Source organism: cyanobacterium endosymbiont of Epithemia turgida isolate EtSB Lake Yunoko (assembly GCF_000829235.1).
In the GTDB taxonomy this organism is placed as follows: domain Bacteria; phylum Cyanobacteriota; class Cyanobacteriia; order Cyanobacteriales; family Microcystaceae; genus Rippkaea.
The window spans coordinates 1,277,703-1,295,227 of record NZ_AP012549.1; the positions used below are offsets into that span (position 1 = coordinate 1,277,703).

General features: G+C 34.0%; 9 protein-coding genes and 1 pseudogene. 3 read left to right on the forward strand and 7 right to left on the reverse strand.

The genetic code is table 11. The annotated features are described in order from the left end of the window. Nucleotides 1-856: 856 nt before the first annotated feature. The 4 genes from uvrA to ETSB_RS10480 form a co-directional block, all read right to left on the reverse strand. Complete coding sequence (gene uvrA, locus ETSB_RS03965; RefSeq protein ID WP_044106423.1) at nucleotides 857-3,724, reverse strand: excinuclease ABC subunit UvrA; 2,868 nt, start codon at nucleotides 3,722-3,724, stop codon at nucleotides 857-859. Between the two features lie 1,664 nt (nucleotides 3,725-5,388). Further along, the gene (gene aat / locus ETSB_RS03970; RefSeq protein WP_044107608.1) at nucleotides 5,389-5,994 is read right to left on the reverse strand and encodes a leucyl/phenylalanyl-tRNA--protein transferase; all 606 of its coding nucleotides are present in this window, start codon (nucleotides 5,992-5,994) and stop codon (nucleotides 5,389-5,391) included. Nucleotides 5,995-6,568: 574 nt separating this feature from the next. Then, nucleotides 6,569-6,871 carry a 30S ribosomal protein S14 gene (gene rpsN, locus ETSB_RS03975; protein ID WP_044106424.1) on the reverse strand — a complete coding sequence of 101 codons (303 nt, stop codon included), beginning with the start codon at nucleotides 6,869-6,871 and terminating at the stop codon, nucleotides 6,569-6,571. 162 nt (nucleotides 6,872-7,033) lie between these two features. Continuing rightward, a complete protein-coding gene (locus ETSB_RS10480; protein ID WP_269763982.1) occupies nucleotides 7,034-7,156 on the reverse strand; it encodes a hypothetical protein in 123 nt (40 codons plus the stop codon). A 377-nt stretch (nucleotides 7,157-7,533) separates the two neighbouring features. Here ETSB_RS10480 and ETSB_RS03980 point away from each other — a divergent pair, with 377 nt between their 5' ends. Together ETSB_RS03980 and dxr are read left to right on the forward strand one after the other, a co-directional pair. Further along, nucleotides 7,534-9,045 (forward strand): LCP family protein, encoded by a 1,512-nt coding sequence (locus ETSB_RS03980; RefSeq protein ID WP_044106425.1) that lies wholly within the window; start codon nucleotides 7,534-7,536, stop codon nucleotides 9,043-9,045. Between the two features lie 637 nt (nucleotides 9,046-9,682). Continuing rightward, a complete protein-coding gene (gene dxr, locus ETSB_RS03985; protein ID WP_044106427.1) occupies nucleotides 9,683-10,879 on the forward strand; it encodes a 1-deoxy-D-xylulose-5-phosphate reductoisomerase in 1,197 nt (398 codons plus the stop codon). A gap of 581 nt (nucleotides 10,880-11,460) precedes the next feature. On the opposite strand, the pseudogene mutT reads toward dxr, so the two are convergent. From mutT to ETSB_RS04005, 3 genes and pseudogenes are all read right to left on the reverse strand, one after another. After that, nucleotides 11,461-11,901, reverse strand: a pseudogene (mutT, locus tag ETSB_RS03995) (8-oxo-dGTP diphosphatase MutT); the annotation flags it as partial. 680 nt (nucleotides 11,902-12,581) lie between these two features. Continuing rightward, nucleotides 12,582-12,920 carry a DUF760 domain-containing protein gene (locus ETSB_RS04000; protein WP_044106432.1) on the reverse strand — a complete coding sequence of 113 codons (339 nt, stop codon included), beginning with the start codon at nucleotides 12,918-12,920 and terminating at the stop codon, nucleotides 12,582-12,584. Between the two features lie 173 nt (nucleotides 12,921-13,093). Then, the gene (locus tag ETSB_RS04005; protein ID WP_044106434.1) at nucleotides 13,094-14,050 is read right to left on the reverse strand and encodes an RNA polymerase sigma factor, RpoD/SigA family; all 957 of its coding nucleotides are present in this window, start codon (nucleotides 14,048-14,050) and stop codon (nucleotides 13,094-13,096) included. A gap of 563 nt (nucleotides 14,051-14,613) precedes the next feature. Between ETSB_RS04005 and trpD the strand changes: the two genes are divergently transcribed. Further along, the gene (gene trpD / locus ETSB_RS04010) at nucleotides 14,614-15,657 is read left to right on the forward strand and encodes an anthranilate phosphoribosyltransferase (protein ID WP_044106436.1); all 1,044 of its coding nucleotides are present in this window, start codon (nucleotides 14,614-14,616) and stop codon (nucleotides 15,655-15,657) included. The last annotated feature ends 1,868 nt before the right edge of the window (nucleotides 15,658-17,525 follow it).

Below are 17,525 nucleotides of genomic sequence, written 5' to 3' on the forward strand. Positions count from 1 at the left end.
AACATGACCTTAGGAGTGAGTTTTGAAACTGGCTTCTCTAGATCAAACTGTAGTGAACTTTAATCTAGCTTAGAACTTCAATGTACTGACTAAGCGATCAGTCCAAAAATGTGGTTGATTTCATCGATTACAGCAACAAGGTAATCGTTCATAGAGCCAATTCTATCTGTAATTAAACAGTAACTATGCTGAGAGAATAGTTGGTGTCGTGAGTGTACTTGTCTTTGCCTCGTTGATCCGTAACATAGTCATACTCTTGTATTTGAGCAGGAAAAGAAAATTTCCTCTAAACTTGGTTGCTAGTATCCTAAACTCAAAAACTATATTTTTCGTTTAACTTTCTATTATTTTAGTATCTTTTGATTATTTTGCGAATTAGCTATCGGTAGCAATAAAATAACCAAGAGTTCTTAATGCTAAGTAAGTTTCCCGAAATTAATTAAGGTAGCTATCTTTGAAGATGCTAGCATTACCACCCAAAATTGAATACGGAATAACTCAGCAAAGTCCACTTTTCCTGCGGCTTAAATTCAAAGTTAAATGTCTTGATCTTTGTCTGTTTCTATTTTTACCTTCAAAATCTCAAGTATGAGAGACTGTTTGTCAAGTGCATCTAAAGACGATTGCAGTAAATTAAGACAACTACTTGACTAAAGCTCTTCTAGCCAGCCTGTGATAAACCCATAAGGGGTGTCTGTCATGTAGTGCTATTTACGCTAGCCTCTTGAAGGACCTTTTCAGAAATTGTTTAAATTTTTTAAAGTTTGGTTGTTATTAATATAACAACTAAGTCGGACTATATTAAAGTTCCACAGATATTTACCGTCCTAAGCTCAGTAAATACTTATTATTGAATTTAAGACTTTCCTCCTTGGTATTGTTTTAAAGTTTGTTTTAAATATTTTCCTGTGTAAGAATTAGAATTACTAGCAACTTGTTCTGGAGTTCCTAGAGCAATGATTTCTCCTCCTTTATCTCCTCCTTCTGGACCCAAATCAATAACCCAATCCGCACAACGTATTACATCTAAGTTATGCTCAATCACTAGTATTGAATTTCCTTTATCCACTAAACGTTGCAACACATTCAATAGATGATGAACATCATAGAATGATAATCCTGTTGTTGGTTCGTCAATCAAATAGATGGTTTTTCCAGTTGCCCTTCTAGACAATTCTGAGGCTAATTTAACCCGTTGTGCTTCTCCTCCCGATAAGGTTGGTGAAGACTGCCCTAATTTAATATAACCTAACCCAACATCCGCTAAGGTTTGTAGCCTTTTCATGATTTTAGGAATATTGTGGAAAACGCCTAACGCTTCTTCAATTGTCATGTTTAAAACATCAGCAATAGAATAATCTTTATACTTAACTTGTAGGGTCTCTCGATTGTATCTTGCTCCTTTGCAAACCTCACACTTAACATAAACGTCAGGAAGAAAATTCATCTCAATAACATTAACTCCCTGACCGCCACACATTTCACACCTCCCCCCTTTTATATTAAAAGAAAATTGACCTTGTTTGTATCCTCTGGCTTTCGCTTCAATGGTTTGGGAAAAAAGCTCTCTGATACTATCAAGAACTCCTGTATAAGTAGCAGGATTGGATCGGGGTGTTCTGCCAATAGGAGATTGATCAATAACAATTACTTTGTCTATAGACTCCAATCCCGTCATTCTAGCTAATTCTTTAGGAAAAGGAACATGACGAGTTAAATGATGTTGTAGGGCAGGATATAACAATCCATTAACTAATGTAGATTTTCCTGATCCTGAAACTCCTGTAATACACACTAATTTACCTAAAGGAATTTCAATGTCAATATTTTTTAGATTATTTTTGTGACAACTAATTAGCTTTAAATACGCTCCATTTCCAGAACGACGTTTAGCCGGAGTTTTTATTACTTTTCTCCCAGATAGATAATCTGCTGTTAGGGATTTATCGGTTTGAATCAATGTTTTAAAATCACCCTGGCAGATAATATGTCCACCATGAATTCCTGCAAGGGGTCCAATATCAACAAGATGGTCCGCACTGCGGATTGTCTCTTCATCATGTTCAACAACAATCAAGGTATTCCCCAAGTCTCGCAGCTTTTTGAGGGTATTTAATAAACGTCCATTATCCCGTTGGTGTAAGCCAATACTAGGTTCATCCAATACGTATAACACTCCTGTCAATCCTGAGCCGATTTGGGTGGCTAAACGGATACGTTGTGCTTCTCCTCCTGACAAGGTCTTAGTTCCTTGATGTAGGGTTAAATAATTTAACCCTACATCAAGGAGGAATTGTAGGCGATTTTTGATTTCTTTTAGAGCTAATTGTCCAATTAACTGTTGTCTTTGAGTCAATTCCAATTCATTAATTTTTTCTAAACATTTATCAATAGAAACGCTAGTTAATTCATCAATCGTATATTGACCTAACCTGACAGACAAAGATTCAGTTTTTAATCGCTTTCCTTGACAAATTTCACAAGTTTTATCAATCAAATATTTTTCTAGTTTTTGTTTAACAATATCAGATTTAGCTTCTTTATAATTCTGCTCTAACATTGTTAGAATACCATCAATAATACGGTAGCAACCTTCATTGTTATCAGCGCCAATATTTCTAAAATAGATAGGTTCTTTTATCCCATAAAGTAAGATTTCTTGTTGCTCTTTAGTTAATTTATTCCAAGGAGTTTGAATATCAAAACCGTAGGTTTGACCCACACTATAGATAAAAGAAAGATAGAAAGAATTATCTTTTTCTGACCAAGGAGCGATTGCAGCATACAAAGGTATAGAAGGATCAGGAATTACTAAATCAGGGGAAAATTGACGCAAACTTCCTAACCCATGACAATTAGGACAAGCACCATAGGGAGAATTAAAAGAAAATAAACGGGGAGATAATTCTTCGAAAACTGCACCATGTTCGGGACAAGCAAAGTTTTCAGAAAATATAATTTCTGAAGTCTTTTTGTCGTTACAGTTATTATTATCATTTAAATCTACAATATCAATAATTGCTAGTCCGCTTGATTGATGTAAACAGGTCCTCAAAGAATCTGTTAGTCGTTCCTCAATTCCTTCTTTTTTTATTAGACGATCTATAATAATTTCAATATCATGATAATGATTTTTATTTAAGTTAAAAGTACCAGAAAGTTCACGAACTTCCCCATTAATTCTGACTCGAACAAATCCTTGAGAAGCTAAGCTAGATAATAACTTTTTATGAGTGCCTTTTTTTCCTCGTACCACAGGGGATAAAAGTTGAAATTTGGTGCGATCTTTAAGTTTCATAACATGATCACACATTTGATCAACGGTTTGTGGTGTGATACTGCGATCACACACTGGACAATGAGGTTCTCCAGCTCTTCCAAACAATAACCGTAGATAATCATAAATTTCTGTGACTGTCCCTACTGTAGACCGAGGGTTATGGGACGTTGACTTTTGGTCGATGGAAATAGCCGGGCTTAACCCGTTAATCGCATCTACATCTGGCTTATCTAATTGCCCCAAAAACTGTCTCGCATAAGTGCTTAAAGACTCTACATAACGCCGTTGTCCCTCTGCAAAGATGGTATCAAAGGCCAAAGACGACTTACCCGAACCCGAAACCCCTGTAAAAACAATCAGGCGATCACGAGGAAGATCTAAATTAATGTTTTTTAGATTATGTTGTTTTGCGCCCCGAATGTGTATAGTATCGAAATCAGACATGTCATTACTCCTTAATAATAATAACGTGATTTTAGCTAGTTGTTTTTAGTTTGTTAAATAACATAGGTCGAAACGGCTTTTATCTTGTAGTAATTGAAGTTACTATTGCATTGATATGTGGACATATTATTTCCCGTAGGTGACTAATTGCAAAATTTTCTCTACAAAGTAGAATTTATTGTTTTATAGATTTCTAAGTTTTAAAATTATCCCTCGTCTTCTATTCTTAGATAAAGAACCCTCACTAAACTCTATGGGGGAAATCCTATTTAATTTAAGTCTTTAGCATTGAAATACTATTCTTCTTTTCATAACACAATATTTTGTAATCTACCTATTTGACTTTTTTTTTAAGAATAAAGAGTAATTTTTATCCTAACTTTTGTTCTTTTTATTCATATCCCTTTTTAGGGATCTTATAAATTATTCCGGAAGTTAATTTAAATTTACTCTTTTTTTATACTTAAATAACTGTTAATTATTATAAATAATTAACAGTTATTTTCTTTTTACCTATCGAAGCATACAGCAATAATTTTTTAAAAAATTAAATTTTTTGATAGCTTTACCCAGTATACATTTTTTGAAACTTTTGATACTTTTAAATCTTAACAGAATATTTTTGCTCTAATTATGAAAATAATCTTTCAATCTAGAGTTGTTTTTAATAGGTTTTATTTTTCGAAAAATGTTAGCTAAATTTTAAAATAAATCAATATACAATAATTTCTATTTTAGAATCATTTAATTTTACTTACTCAACACGGTAACATTAACATAGTTAATATTATAGCTAATAATAGTATTAAAGCAACTTTTAAAGACTAAATATATTAGATATAAGTAAGTAGATACATAGTTTTCTGAAATCTTAATTTTAGGTTCACAAAAAATGATATTTTATATAAAATTTTAAAGATTTTTTTCAAAAGATATCAAGACCCCGTTTTGATATTCAATTATATACTTATATTTTATGATATAACGGTACAATTTAATGAATTAATGTAGCAAATTACAAAAATAATTATTATATTAATCATTTATAAAAATTAGTAAAAATTAATTAATTTCAAAAATTAGGTTTAATAAAATTTATTTTTTTCAAATAAAGTACTTATTTATAATACTTGATTTACGATTAATGTTAATATATATAGCTATAGAGAATAGTAAAGTAAATACACCTATATTTTTTTATTTAATTAAACAATTTTACATAAAAGTATTAACGGATATATCTATTATGGTGTTTATATATATTGATAGATAACAGATTACCTAATAATTAATGTTAACTATATTTATTCAGAAAATAAATTTGGAGTCAACGGGTTTACTGGAAGTGAATGAGTAAAGATATCATCACTTAATGATTAAGTAAATAAAACTAAGTTTTTACTCCATTTTTTTTAAAAGACTAAAAACCTGCATGTCCTTCAAGATATTAATTTTAGATATATCACAAATTTATTAACAGAAAAAAATTAAAGTAATGAGTATTTTTTTAAACGTTGTTTAGTAAGTAATATCATGCCAATATCAATTTAATAGGATAAAATACTGTCAAGTTGTTTAAAGAAAGCAGAATATAATTAAGCTAAGTCTTAGTCTTAACTATTCTAGGGAGTAAACCATCATTGACTCATAATTTTCTAAGTTACTTAGAATATAAGTGGTTGTCCAATATCCCCAAAAATACAGGTTTTCGCTAAGGCTTTTTTTAACAAACTCTTATACTTTTTGTCACTAACTTTATAAGCTCCAAACCTTTCGAGATGAGGATTTTGTAATTGAGCATCAAACAATACAAAATCTTTTTTTTTAAGATATTTCACTAACTCAACCATTGCTACTTTAGAAGCATCAGGAATCCGATAAAACATCGATTCTCCAATAAATACGCCCCGAATAGCAATTCCCAAAATTCCTCCAGCTAACTCATTTCCTTGCCAGGTTTCAAAACTATAAGCCCAACCCTGTTGATAGAGGTTGTAGTAAATCTTGATTAGTTGGGGTGAAATCCAAGTCGTTTCTCGCTCAGCACATCCTCGACAAACTCCTAAAAAATCTCGGTTAATCTCTACTAAAAATCGTTTTTGATTGAGAATACGTCGTAAAGACTTCGGATAGTGAAAACGTTCATCAAGAGGAATTAAAGCCCGTTGACGACTTGAATACCAACCTATCACACCCATTTCATCGGCCATTAAAAAATAACCTTGAGCATATCCTTGTATAATACGGTCCGTACCTTCAGCAAACTCCATTGCAGTTTTTTGTGATTGACAAATTTTTATGGTCGCTGACCTATTTCTCCAACTACCCTGCCCTCTTAAACTCTGCTTGCTTAAGAGTTTATTTCCAAATCTATATAGTCCAATAAGCAATCCAGATTCCTATTTGCAAGCAACCAGAATGACTTAAGTTCTTCCATCATTGCCATTCTAACGGAAATGCCAGCTTTTTACTTTTGAGAAAAATTCTTTAGCGAGTATGCTGTAGTTCATCTAGTAAGTAATTATCTCTTTGAGAACTTAGGAATTAATTGCTGTTGTGGACGACAATAAAAACCTCTCAAAGAGAACAGTTTTTTATTGATGTTTATTTTATTCTATTGAATCATAACTATTGGCTAAGAACAGTGTAGAGAAACTCAATACAATGTTCAATCTATGATTAAGGACTCCAAAGACATCAGAAAAGACTGAAAGCCTTAATCAAGACTTTTAGCTAAGAAGGTTTTAAGAGACTGGGCTGCTTTGTCTTGAAATCGACAAACAATGACCAATTATCATTGGCTAACAACTGGTCACTTAATTCCATTAACTATCCACTGAATCATTACCAACTAGACTTAACAACACCAGGTAATAACCCTTCATGTGCCCATTCCCGTAAAACATTACGAGATAAACCAAAATCTCTATAATAAGCCCTAGGACGACCTGTTACCATACAACGGTTCCGACGACGATTAGGTGCACTGTTGCGGGGAAGACGTTGAAGTTTACGATGAAGATCCATCTTTTCTTCATAAGTCTCAGCAAGGCGGAATTCTTCTTTGATAGTTTCCCGCTCCTCGGCATACTTTTCTACCAAGCGAGCGCGCTTTTTTTCCCGCTCAATCATCGATTTTTTAGCCATAAGTTTTTTTGTTTAAAATTCAAAGACAACGCCTTTCATCATATCGTATTATTGTGAGGACGGGGCGTGTTTGTTTCAGTAGAGTAGAGATAATTTTTTTAAAAAATAAAAAATCTCATTACATAACATAATCAGCACAAACTGTGACAGTCTCATAATATCTTAGGATTTGGCAATAGCTAAGCTGAATATCTCGGCAACAATGAACATTAATTGTTTGCCAATACTATTTATAAACCATAGACTCAAAGAAATTAGTTGAGGTAAAGCAAAACTATCGATCATTGCTGGTGTTCAGATAACGTTTCAACAATTTAGAGATTATATTAATTACCGAAAGGATTAGAAATCGAGAAGATTATCTATCTTTCATAGAGACAAAGATATGTTTTATATACAGAGGGAATATTTTTGTGAACTCGCCTTAGAATCCTATATTGGGAATAGATGAGGGTCAGCTAACCTGAATCAGCAAGAAAAAGTACAAGACAAGCTAAACGGTAACAGGGATTAAGAGGAAAAAACAAATGGAGTAAAAATACTGAAAATTATTAAAGAAAAAGGAACCTTTAACCAAAGACTAACATCCATGATCATGACGACAGACAATTGTTTCGCAAGTTTAATGTCATCAAAGGGCGGTTTATGGTGATGAGGTAAACATGACCGATAGTTTTGAAAGAATGTCCACAATAACTGGTCTTCAACAAACACCAGTTCCTAGAAAATTTCCTAAATCTGGTAAATATATCTATAAGTCAAGAAATACCTCTCCAACCAAGATTCATGCTAAAACTCTCCGTTCAAAAGGACTTATCCCTTTTTATCGTGGATTGTTATGGGGGATCACATTTAGTTGTACAGCTGCACTATCTGCTACTGTTGGGGCGACCATTACCCTCTTCAGTCCTTTATCAGAAAAGTTAATTCCTTTTATTGAGCAGATACAACTTCCTTGGGAACAAAAAATTTTAAACCCTGAGACTGGCACTTCATCCGCCATAATACCTCAACCACAGCAAAAAGAGGAAGGGTTAATCTTACAATATCGATTGTCTCGTCCTGTCAATATTTTAGTCTTGGGAATTGATCGAGTTCCTGATGCCCCACCAGGAAGTTTAGATGCTTTTGGAGGGCGTAGTGACACAATTTTAATATTACGCTTTGATCCCAGCGATTATTCAGTAAAAATGCTCTCTATTCCCAGGGATAGCAGAGTTAATATCCCAGGGATAGGATACACCAAGGTTAATGATGCTAATATTTATAGAGGTCCAGCTTTGACTGCCAGGGTTTTGAGTAAAACGTTGAATGATGTCCCTATTGATCGCTATGTTCGAGTCACCACTGATATTTTTATAAAATTAGTGAACTTGGTAGGTGGTGTGGAGGTCTTTGTTTCTCATCCCATGAAATATGAAGATAAAACCCAGAACTTAAAAATTGACCTTAAAGTAGGACAGCAAATTCTCAGTGGGGAACAAGCCGAACACTTTGCTCGTTTTCGTAAAGATAGTTATGGAGATATTGGACGGGTACAACGACAACAAATATTACTAAAAGCTTTGCTAAAACAACTATACGCCCCCACTATTTTACCCCACATTCTAAAAGCAATTAGTCTTCTTGAACAGAGCATTGATACTAATCTCACCTGGGAAGAAATGTTGACATTAGCTAATTTTGGGCGGCAAGTAGAACGGAAAAACCTTCAAATGGTAATGTTACCTGGACGGTTTAGTCAGGAAAACGAATTTGATTCTCGTAGCTATTGGGTTCTTTCCTCAGGGGGGATTGATCAAATTATGCAAGAATACTTTGATGTTACCTCTGAATGGAAACCTCTACGCCATCGTTCTTCGAACCGGGTCAGAATTGCCTTACAAAATGCAACCGATGATCCCAGATTAGGAAAACGGATGGTGGAATATTTGGCGGGTCATGACTTTCATAACGTCTATGTGATTAAAGACTCGCCTCGACTTCTGGGTGAGACAGAAATTGTTGTGCAGAAAGGAGATCTAAGAGCTGCCCAACAGTTGCAAACCCTTCTGGAACTAGGTAGAGTAGAGGCATCTTCTACAGGAGATTTGGATTCCCAAATAACTTTACGAATCGGTCTTGATGCCAAAAAGTTAGTGTTAGGGGATAGTTTTATTGAAACTAGCGAGTAGTTCAATTGAGAGTAGGCTATAAAACAAGTTGAGGGTTTGCTCTGGAATAATATCAGGTGGAGTCAGGCTGTTGTCACTAACTAGTTTATTGGTGCTCTTAGATACTTATCTAGCCTTAGCCAGAGACAAAATAAAGTTATACGTTCTCCGAATTACAGGGTCAAGACTTCTTTGATAAATATTTAGGCGTATTTGCAGCGGCCTATTTACGGCAGATTAATTTTGAGGTATCAAATCTATTTTGATGAAATTTTAATTCAAGGAGTGCTGCTCAAAGCGAATTTATGAGGAGTAAATCTGATGAATTTCTTAGTCACGTAAATTGGATTTTGCTGACTTACACTAATGCCATTTTAGTTGATATGATTACTAGTCGTACCCGCTCTATCACATCGTGATAGAGCGGGGTGGGGATTTGACCAATTTTGTGATTGATAGCCATTTAGTTAGTTTCCTGTATGTGTGATGAGATAGCTGATGGAGTTAACCTTGTCCCTCGAGTAAGTGAACGAAATAGTTTAGACTGTCGTTAATGCACAACCCTGGGTTAAATTCATCACTACTCACAATATGAGGATTCTTCATGGTATTTTGGGGTAAGGACTTTTCCCGACATTTTCCTTAATCCTTAAGCATCGTGAAGAAAATCTCTATCCTTGGTTCCACTGGCTCTATTGGTACGCAAGCTCTGGATATTGTTAGCAAATACCCTGAACGATTTCAAGTTGTGGGGTTAGCTGCCAACGATAATGTCCAATTGTTGGCGCAGCAAATTAAGAAGTTTCGACCTGAAATTGTAGCTATTTGTAACGAAAGTAAAATAGAGCTCCTCAAAGAAACTGTTGCTTCTCTCGACTATTCTCCTATCCTGCTTACTGGAGAAGTAGGGGTTACGGAAGTAGCCTGTTACGGAGACTCAGAAAGTGTCGTCACCGGAATTGTAGGCTGTGCAGGTTTGTTGCCCACAATAGCAGCTATTGAAGCGGGGAAAAATATCGCCTTAGCTAACAAAGAAACGTTAATTGCGGGGGGACCAGTAGTACTCCCTTTAGTAGAAAAACATGGGGTTAAATTACTTCCTGCTGACTCAGAACATTCTGCTATTTTTCAATGTTTACAAGGGGTTTCTCCCGAAGCATTGCGCCGCATTATTTTGACGGCTTCTGGGGGAGCTTTCCTAGACTGGCCAGTAGAAAAATTACACTTTGTCACCGTTGACGATGCCATAAAACATCCAAATTGGTCAATGGGACGTAAAATCACGGTAGACTCAGCCACCCTGATGAATAAAGGATTAGAAGTCATCGAAGCTCATTATTTGTTTGGGTTAGATTACAAAAACATCGACATCGTGATTCACCCACAAAGTATTATTCATTCCTTAGTTGAATTACAAGATACCTCAGTGTTAGCCCAGTTGGGATGGCCTAATATGCGTCTTCCCTTGTTGTATAGTTTATCCTGGCCTGAACGGATTTATACTGATTGGGAACAACTTGATTTAATTAAAGCCGGTAGTTTAACCTTCTGGGAACCGGATTATCAGAAATATCCCTGTATGCAGTTAGCTTATGCCGCCGGAAGAGCAGGGGGTGTAATGCCAGCAGTATTGAATGCAGCTAATGAGCAAGCAGTAGCTTTCTTTTTGGAAAAGAAAATTACCTTTCTTGATATTCCCAAATTAATTGAGATTGTTTGTGGTCGCTTTACGAATCATAATACTTTAACACCGACTTTAGAAGAGATTTTAGAAACTGATCGCTGGGCTAGAGAAGCAGTAGTTCAAGCTTTCCAAGAATTAGCCAAAGGCGATAAAATTATGTTTATAAAATAAATTCAAATTTTAAAATTCTTTACGAAGTTTAATAACATTAAGTCTTTCAATAGCGGTGAAGATTATGTGAGAGATGATTCCATGCTGATTTTAGGAAAAGTTATTATTTATTGTCGATGTTCTGTTCTGGAGTTAGATAAAGTAGATTTTATCTTTAGATTTATTCGGCACTTGTTTTGATTCCGACTCCAATGAAAATTGATTTACCTCTGACGATGTTGTCAATGATGCGTTTGGAATTAAACTTTTAAAGGATCAGTTTTGCCAGAATTTTGCAAAGAATGGACTTAAACTCTGAAGAGTTAGGCTTAACTAACAAATTACTTACTCAATCTATTATGAATTCAATTTGCAAAGGTAGGTTTTTTTGACTAAGGAGTTAGTTTTTTGCCAACGATTAATTTAGCATGACTGAATACTATGAATACGACTGGTACAAGAACTTTGTATACAACTTCTCTACCGACCATCTGTAGTAAACCTAAAAGCGATTTCAGATAAGCAGTGATAAAATTAAGTTTATAGTGAAAACTATAATTTTTTAGTAAAAAATTTGGGATAAACATAGCAGTTTTTATCTTCTATTTTTTTGTTTGCTGCTGATTTTGTAACAATTCAATAATTTTAGTATTGGCTTTTGGAAAAGAAAAATTATGAATTTCATCTAAAGTTACCCAACAAATTTTTTCACATTTGACGGGTTTAGGTTCTCCTGTTAAATAACGGCAGCGGTGAACAATTAAAGTAACTTTAAAATGAGTATAAGCATGATCTAATGTAATAAGATGTTCTCCAACTTCTATCTCAATATCAATTTCTTCTAAAATCTCCCGTTTAATACAATCTTCAACAGTTTCATTTGGTTCAAATTTTCCTCCTGGAAATTCCCATAAACTACCAAGTAATCCTTTGTTAAGACGACGATCAATTAAAACTTTTCCACCTTCATTATAGATGACAGCAACGCCTATTTTTTTGTGTGTTAAAAGATTAGAGTTTTCAGGCATGGGAAGTTGATTTTTAATTCTTTGTTATCACCAGGGACATAACAAATATTTTAGATTAATTCAAGTACAAAGAATCGCCCCTAAGATAGTTTACTTGATAAAAAATACTTAGTATTTTTTATCAAGTAAACTATCTTATTTCTGTCACAGGATATCTTATCGCTATCTGCAGGAGAATCACGCAAAGAAGTTGATCTAAAGGCTGAACTGAGAATTGCCCCAATAGTAATTCATCCAATTTCTAGTCACTCAAGAAAATCTTGGAGGTTCATTGAAAACTCCAAGATTTTCTTGTTATGATAGCCCCCGACGCCTCATGAAGATTGCAAGTGTGTACATAACACCCTAATCTTGCCCAAACTTTGAGAACGGTTCGTAACTTAGCTTAGCTTGAGGTCTAAATGCTGGGAAACGCTTCTAACTATTGTTAATAATAAAGTATACTCGTTTTTTCCCGAGTCTATTGGAGCATAGTCTTTGATACCCATACAAGATAAAGATTCTGAACGTTTTGTAAATATAAACCTCGACCTTTGTATTGATACCAAGACAATAGCGATTATCTTAGACTAAAAGGCAATCAACTCCTATTTATTAGGTACAGATTCTTAAAGTAAAGATTTAATTAATTAAATTTTTTCCATAGAACTTTTCCTATGACTTATTGAGAAAAAACGGTTGATAAACTTTATCGCTCACAGTTTCGTTGTTTTACTTATTGATTGCAAAGATTGTTCAAACTCCATCCGTTGTTCTACATTTCGTAGAAAATAGCCACTCATCATAGCAGAAGCTAATAAACGTCCCAAATCCTCTCGACTAGTATTCACGGTAATACTAAAGTGTTCGGATGGAAGATTTCCTAACAAACCAACAATATTCTGTTCCATAAATTGGAATACTTCAGAAGAGTCTGGCTTTGACAATCGGGCAATAGTTTCTGGGCTTAAAGATTGAATATATCTCCACAAACTCTGCCCATTTTCTCTCTCATTGTCAGAGAAATGCCGAGAATATTTAAAGTTATTAGTCACTGCTGATCTCCTATAAACTCTACCTAAATCAAGGGGTTATTAACCATAACATAACTAATAGGATGGTATCGATAACCTTCCTGTTTCACTTTAACAAGTTTAGTTGTTATATTAAGGTCAGTAAAACCGAACTGCCTTTCTGTATTCTCCAACCTCTTAATCTTAGAAATTACTTAGCTAGCCAAGTATTCCCTAATATTAGCCTTAAGTTTTCGGAGTTTTGCTAAGGCTTCTCGTTCAATTTGTCTAACCCGTTCACGACTAATATTAAGGATAGTACCAATTTTAGCTAATGTCAGAGGTTTGCCATCAGCGAGGCCAAATCTTAAAGCTAATACTTCTTTTTGTTGTGGTGTAAGATCTTCCATTAGTTTGTCGAGATCCAACTGCAAGGAGGAATAGGTAGCATAATCTTCAGGAGAAGGTCCGCTATCCTCTAATAAATCTCCTAATTCGGTGTCTTGGTTATCTCCTACCCGTAGATCTAAAGAGAGGGGTTGACGAGCGCGTTCTAGGTATTCCCGAACTTGTTTCGGGGTTAACTCTAGTTCTTCAGCTAGTTCTTGAATGGTCGCGGCACGGCCTTTTTCTTGGGCAAGTTGTCGTTGTGCTTTCTTAATTTTATTAAGTTTTTCTGTGATGTGAATCGGTAAACGAATGGTGCGACTTTTTTCAGCGATCGCACGGGTAATAGCTTGACGAATCCACCAATAAGCATAGGTTGAAAAACGATATCCTTTAGTAGGATCAAATTTCTCTACCCCACGTTGCATCCCAATAGTTCCTTCTTGAATCAAGTCTAGGAGATCTAAATTGCGCTTAAGGTATTTTTTAGCCACTGATACGACTAAGCGAAGATTAGCCTCAACCATTTTACGCTTAGCTGCTTCTCCAGCAGCAATAACTGAGCGAAGTTCCTTCTGGGTGATTCTAGCAGTTTTTGCCCACTGAGCTACGGTGGGTTCTTGTCCTAGTTCTTCAGCTAAAGATTCTTGTATGTTCTCTAGGTTAACCAATTGTTGTACTCGCTTAGCATAAAGGATTTCTTCCTCATGAGTCAGTAAAGGAACACGACCAATTTCTCTTAGATAGGCACGAACAGGATCTGGAGAAGTTGTGGAAATTTTCATAATGTGTAGTACAGTAGCAGTTTCAGGGTAATTGTAAGGTTATATGAAATATTTTCTGATTTTATAAGAGTAACTGAGGAAATCCTATTTGAGTAGATTATGGTTTTCTGTTTTATTCATGGCTTTCGCCCATGGTATTTGGTATTTAGATTTAGAATTGACGACCATTCGGGGTGATGTCTTGATAAATTGGCAAGTTATGGGTTGAGAGTCAGTATTTACACTTTTTGTTCCTTAATAAGGTTACATTTTTTTGTTAACTTTTATAAAGTTTATACTTTATTCAGTCAGTCTAGCCCTTTTCAAGAAAATATATTTATCGGGATAGATTACCTAAATTAGCAAAAAATAAATGCAACCTATGAAACAAAATGTTAAGAACTATTAGAGTAGAGTTGTTCATGATTAAAAATATAGATAAATGTCCATAGTTAAGTATCAATTTTTAAAAAATTATGTCTTCTTTTATCTTCGACAGCCGTAATGATATAGAGGGAAATAGAAAAATGTAGAATATATTGTGGTAGTCTAGACCTCTACTGATATAAGCAAAGTTCAAAAAAGTGATTCTAGTTTCTCCTGACTTCTGGACTAAACTTCTACAACAACTTCTTGAAAAAGAGTCTTTATCTCAATCTCAAGCTTCCGAATTGATGAAGGGATGGATATCAGAAGCCATTCCCCCTGTAGTTTCCGGAGCAATTTTAGCGGCAATTCAGGCTAAAGGAGTTTCCGGGAGCGAACTAGCAGGGATGGCGCAAGTGTTACAGTCCCAATCTTTACATCGAACTGAAGTAAGTAGTGGGGAACCGGTAATTGATACTTGTGGAACTGGAGGAGATGGGGCTTCTACTTTTAATATTTCTACTGCAGTAGCGTTTGTAGTCGCAGCAGCTGGGGTCAAAGTAGCTAAACACGGCAACCGGTCAGCATCGAGCAAGGTAGGTTCTGCTGACGTTTTAGAGTATTTGGGAGTTCAACTTTGTGCCCCTTCAGAAAAGGTAGCAGAGGCTTTAAATGAGGTAGGAGTTACATTTTTATTTGCTCTAGGGTGGCATCCAGCAATGAAACATGTTGCCTCTTTTCGTAAGACTTTAAAAGTTCGTACTATTTTTAATTTATTAGGTCCATTGGTTAATCCGTTACGTCCTACGGGACAAGTTATTGGAGTTTATTCTTCTGAACTTATTGTACCAATGGCAGAAGCATTAAATCAATTAGGAATGCCTAAAGCAATTATTTTACATGGGCGGGAAAACCTCGATGAAGCAGGTTTACAAGATGCTACCGATTTAGCTTTATTGCGAGATAAAACTCTTAATTATAGTTATGTGATTCCCTCACAATTAGGATTGACTTCTGCTCCTTTATCGGCGTTAAAAGGAGGAGATGTAGAAAAGAATGCCACTATTTTAAAGAATGTTTTACAGGGTAAAGGAACTATTGCCCAAGAAGAGGTAGTAGCCTTGAATGCTTCTTTAGCTTTACAAGTAGGAGGAATCACTCCTTGGGAAAAGCATAATTTAGGAATTACAAGAGCTAAAGAGATTTTAAGGAGTGGGGCTGCTTGGAAAAAATTAGAAGCTTTAGTTAAGTTTTTGGGATAATTTAAGTAAATCTTCTTGTCAAATATTGTGCCAGTAATAATTGAAGAATTAAAAAAGTATTTTTTCACCTATCAAGATAATCTTTACGATTTTTATGAACATAAAATCGAGTCAGAATACCTAATTAAAATTCAATATAATAAACATTGTAAACATAATCGCTAACCTTAGCAATAACAAATATTTAATAAAAGTAATTATGGAATCTATTGTTTGATTTTCCTTTCGGATTAGAAACCTGGGTCTATCGTTATGTTCATCGTCGTAATTTTTTGTAATTATTTTCAGTTAGTCAACCATTTACTAACGCAGAAATGGTAAGTAACGAATGCTTAGGTCTTCTAGAAAAGAGATCTCCTAATATCCAAAGTTTTTATGCTATCTTTTCCCTTGTAGCAGAGTTTTGGCGACAAAATTATAATAAAAATGTTAAAATCATTCAACAATCTACTTTTCTACTTTATTTAGTTGTATTTGGAGAATAAGCTTCTAGTACTAGTCAAGAAAAAAGGACAAAAGCGCCAGACTAACAATTAGAATTTTATTTAAAATATCTTGTCAACAGTCAAGGTTATCAAATTTTGCAACGTAATGTAATACTTGATGAATCTCCCAATAAGTTTGCTTCAATCGAGACACATTTCATCAATAACCTAAATCTTTACAAGAGTAAATAATGATAAGCAAAAATTTTAGAAGTTGCTAATTTTTATAATGATTATTACAACTAAAATAAACTGATATTGATAAACTTTACACAGTTTTCATGAAAAAATACTTCATAAATTTACTATATCTTTTCAAGAGAAGGGGTTGATAATAATATTTAAACGATCAAACTAGGAATAAATGAGTATAAAATTCGATAACCACTTCTGTTTTGTAAATTAGCATTTTAGGTATCTTATTTTAAAAGCTAATAATTGTCCATTTATACTATAATTTTGACTGATAAATCCTTATACAAACTGATCATAATTTCATAGTTCATTTAGTTACTGATAATGTACTTAGATTAGGAAGTTTTTGTCACTACTTGGCAAGATTATCTTTTGACACGAAAGGCTACTATTATCAACCATGGTGAAAGACTTTATGTGGAATTTAATTTTATATTTATCATCTTAAACATACAAAATATTTAGATTATTCTACATAATAAACTGTTTTAAAAACCCCTTTTTAAGGTAGATTACATAATCCTTACTTTTTTAAAATGTACCGGATAAACTTAGCATTATAGCACGCCTAAATGATATAACAATTAATAAAACTAAATATGTAGTAATTTAGTTTTATTAATTAAATGTAACTTTTGGTTATGCTTGATTGTAAGGAATACAAAAACAACAAAATAAAAGTTAAGTTCGTAAAAGAGTTGGGACTGATATATCTCTAAGTATAGTTTTTGTCTAAATAAAAAAATACTTTTATGTAAAACAATTAAGATTGAATAAAAAAGGAAGTAAATTTTTTTTAAAAAAATTACCTACCATTACAAACAATAATCTATGCTTGTTGGGCTGATTTAGTAATTTCATTATTGACAAGTAACAGAGGGTTATAATAGAAGAGAGATTCTCAGTATTTTTTACATAAACAGAAGTAATAGAGATTCTCCATATTTTTTTTATCGACAATAGCATAAGTAGAAGCTACTTTTTCTGTGCAGAAAATGAACCTAAAATTAACATTCTTGATATTGGTTTTAAGATAAATTTTGTGTATTACTAAAATAGCTACTATTATCCTAGCCTAAAATTGGAATAAGGTACATAAGCTAACCCAGGCAAATTTTAAGTGGACTAACAAAAGGTTTATCGTCCTTGTTTATATAAAGCCATAACTAAAACAAAAGGTAAATACTA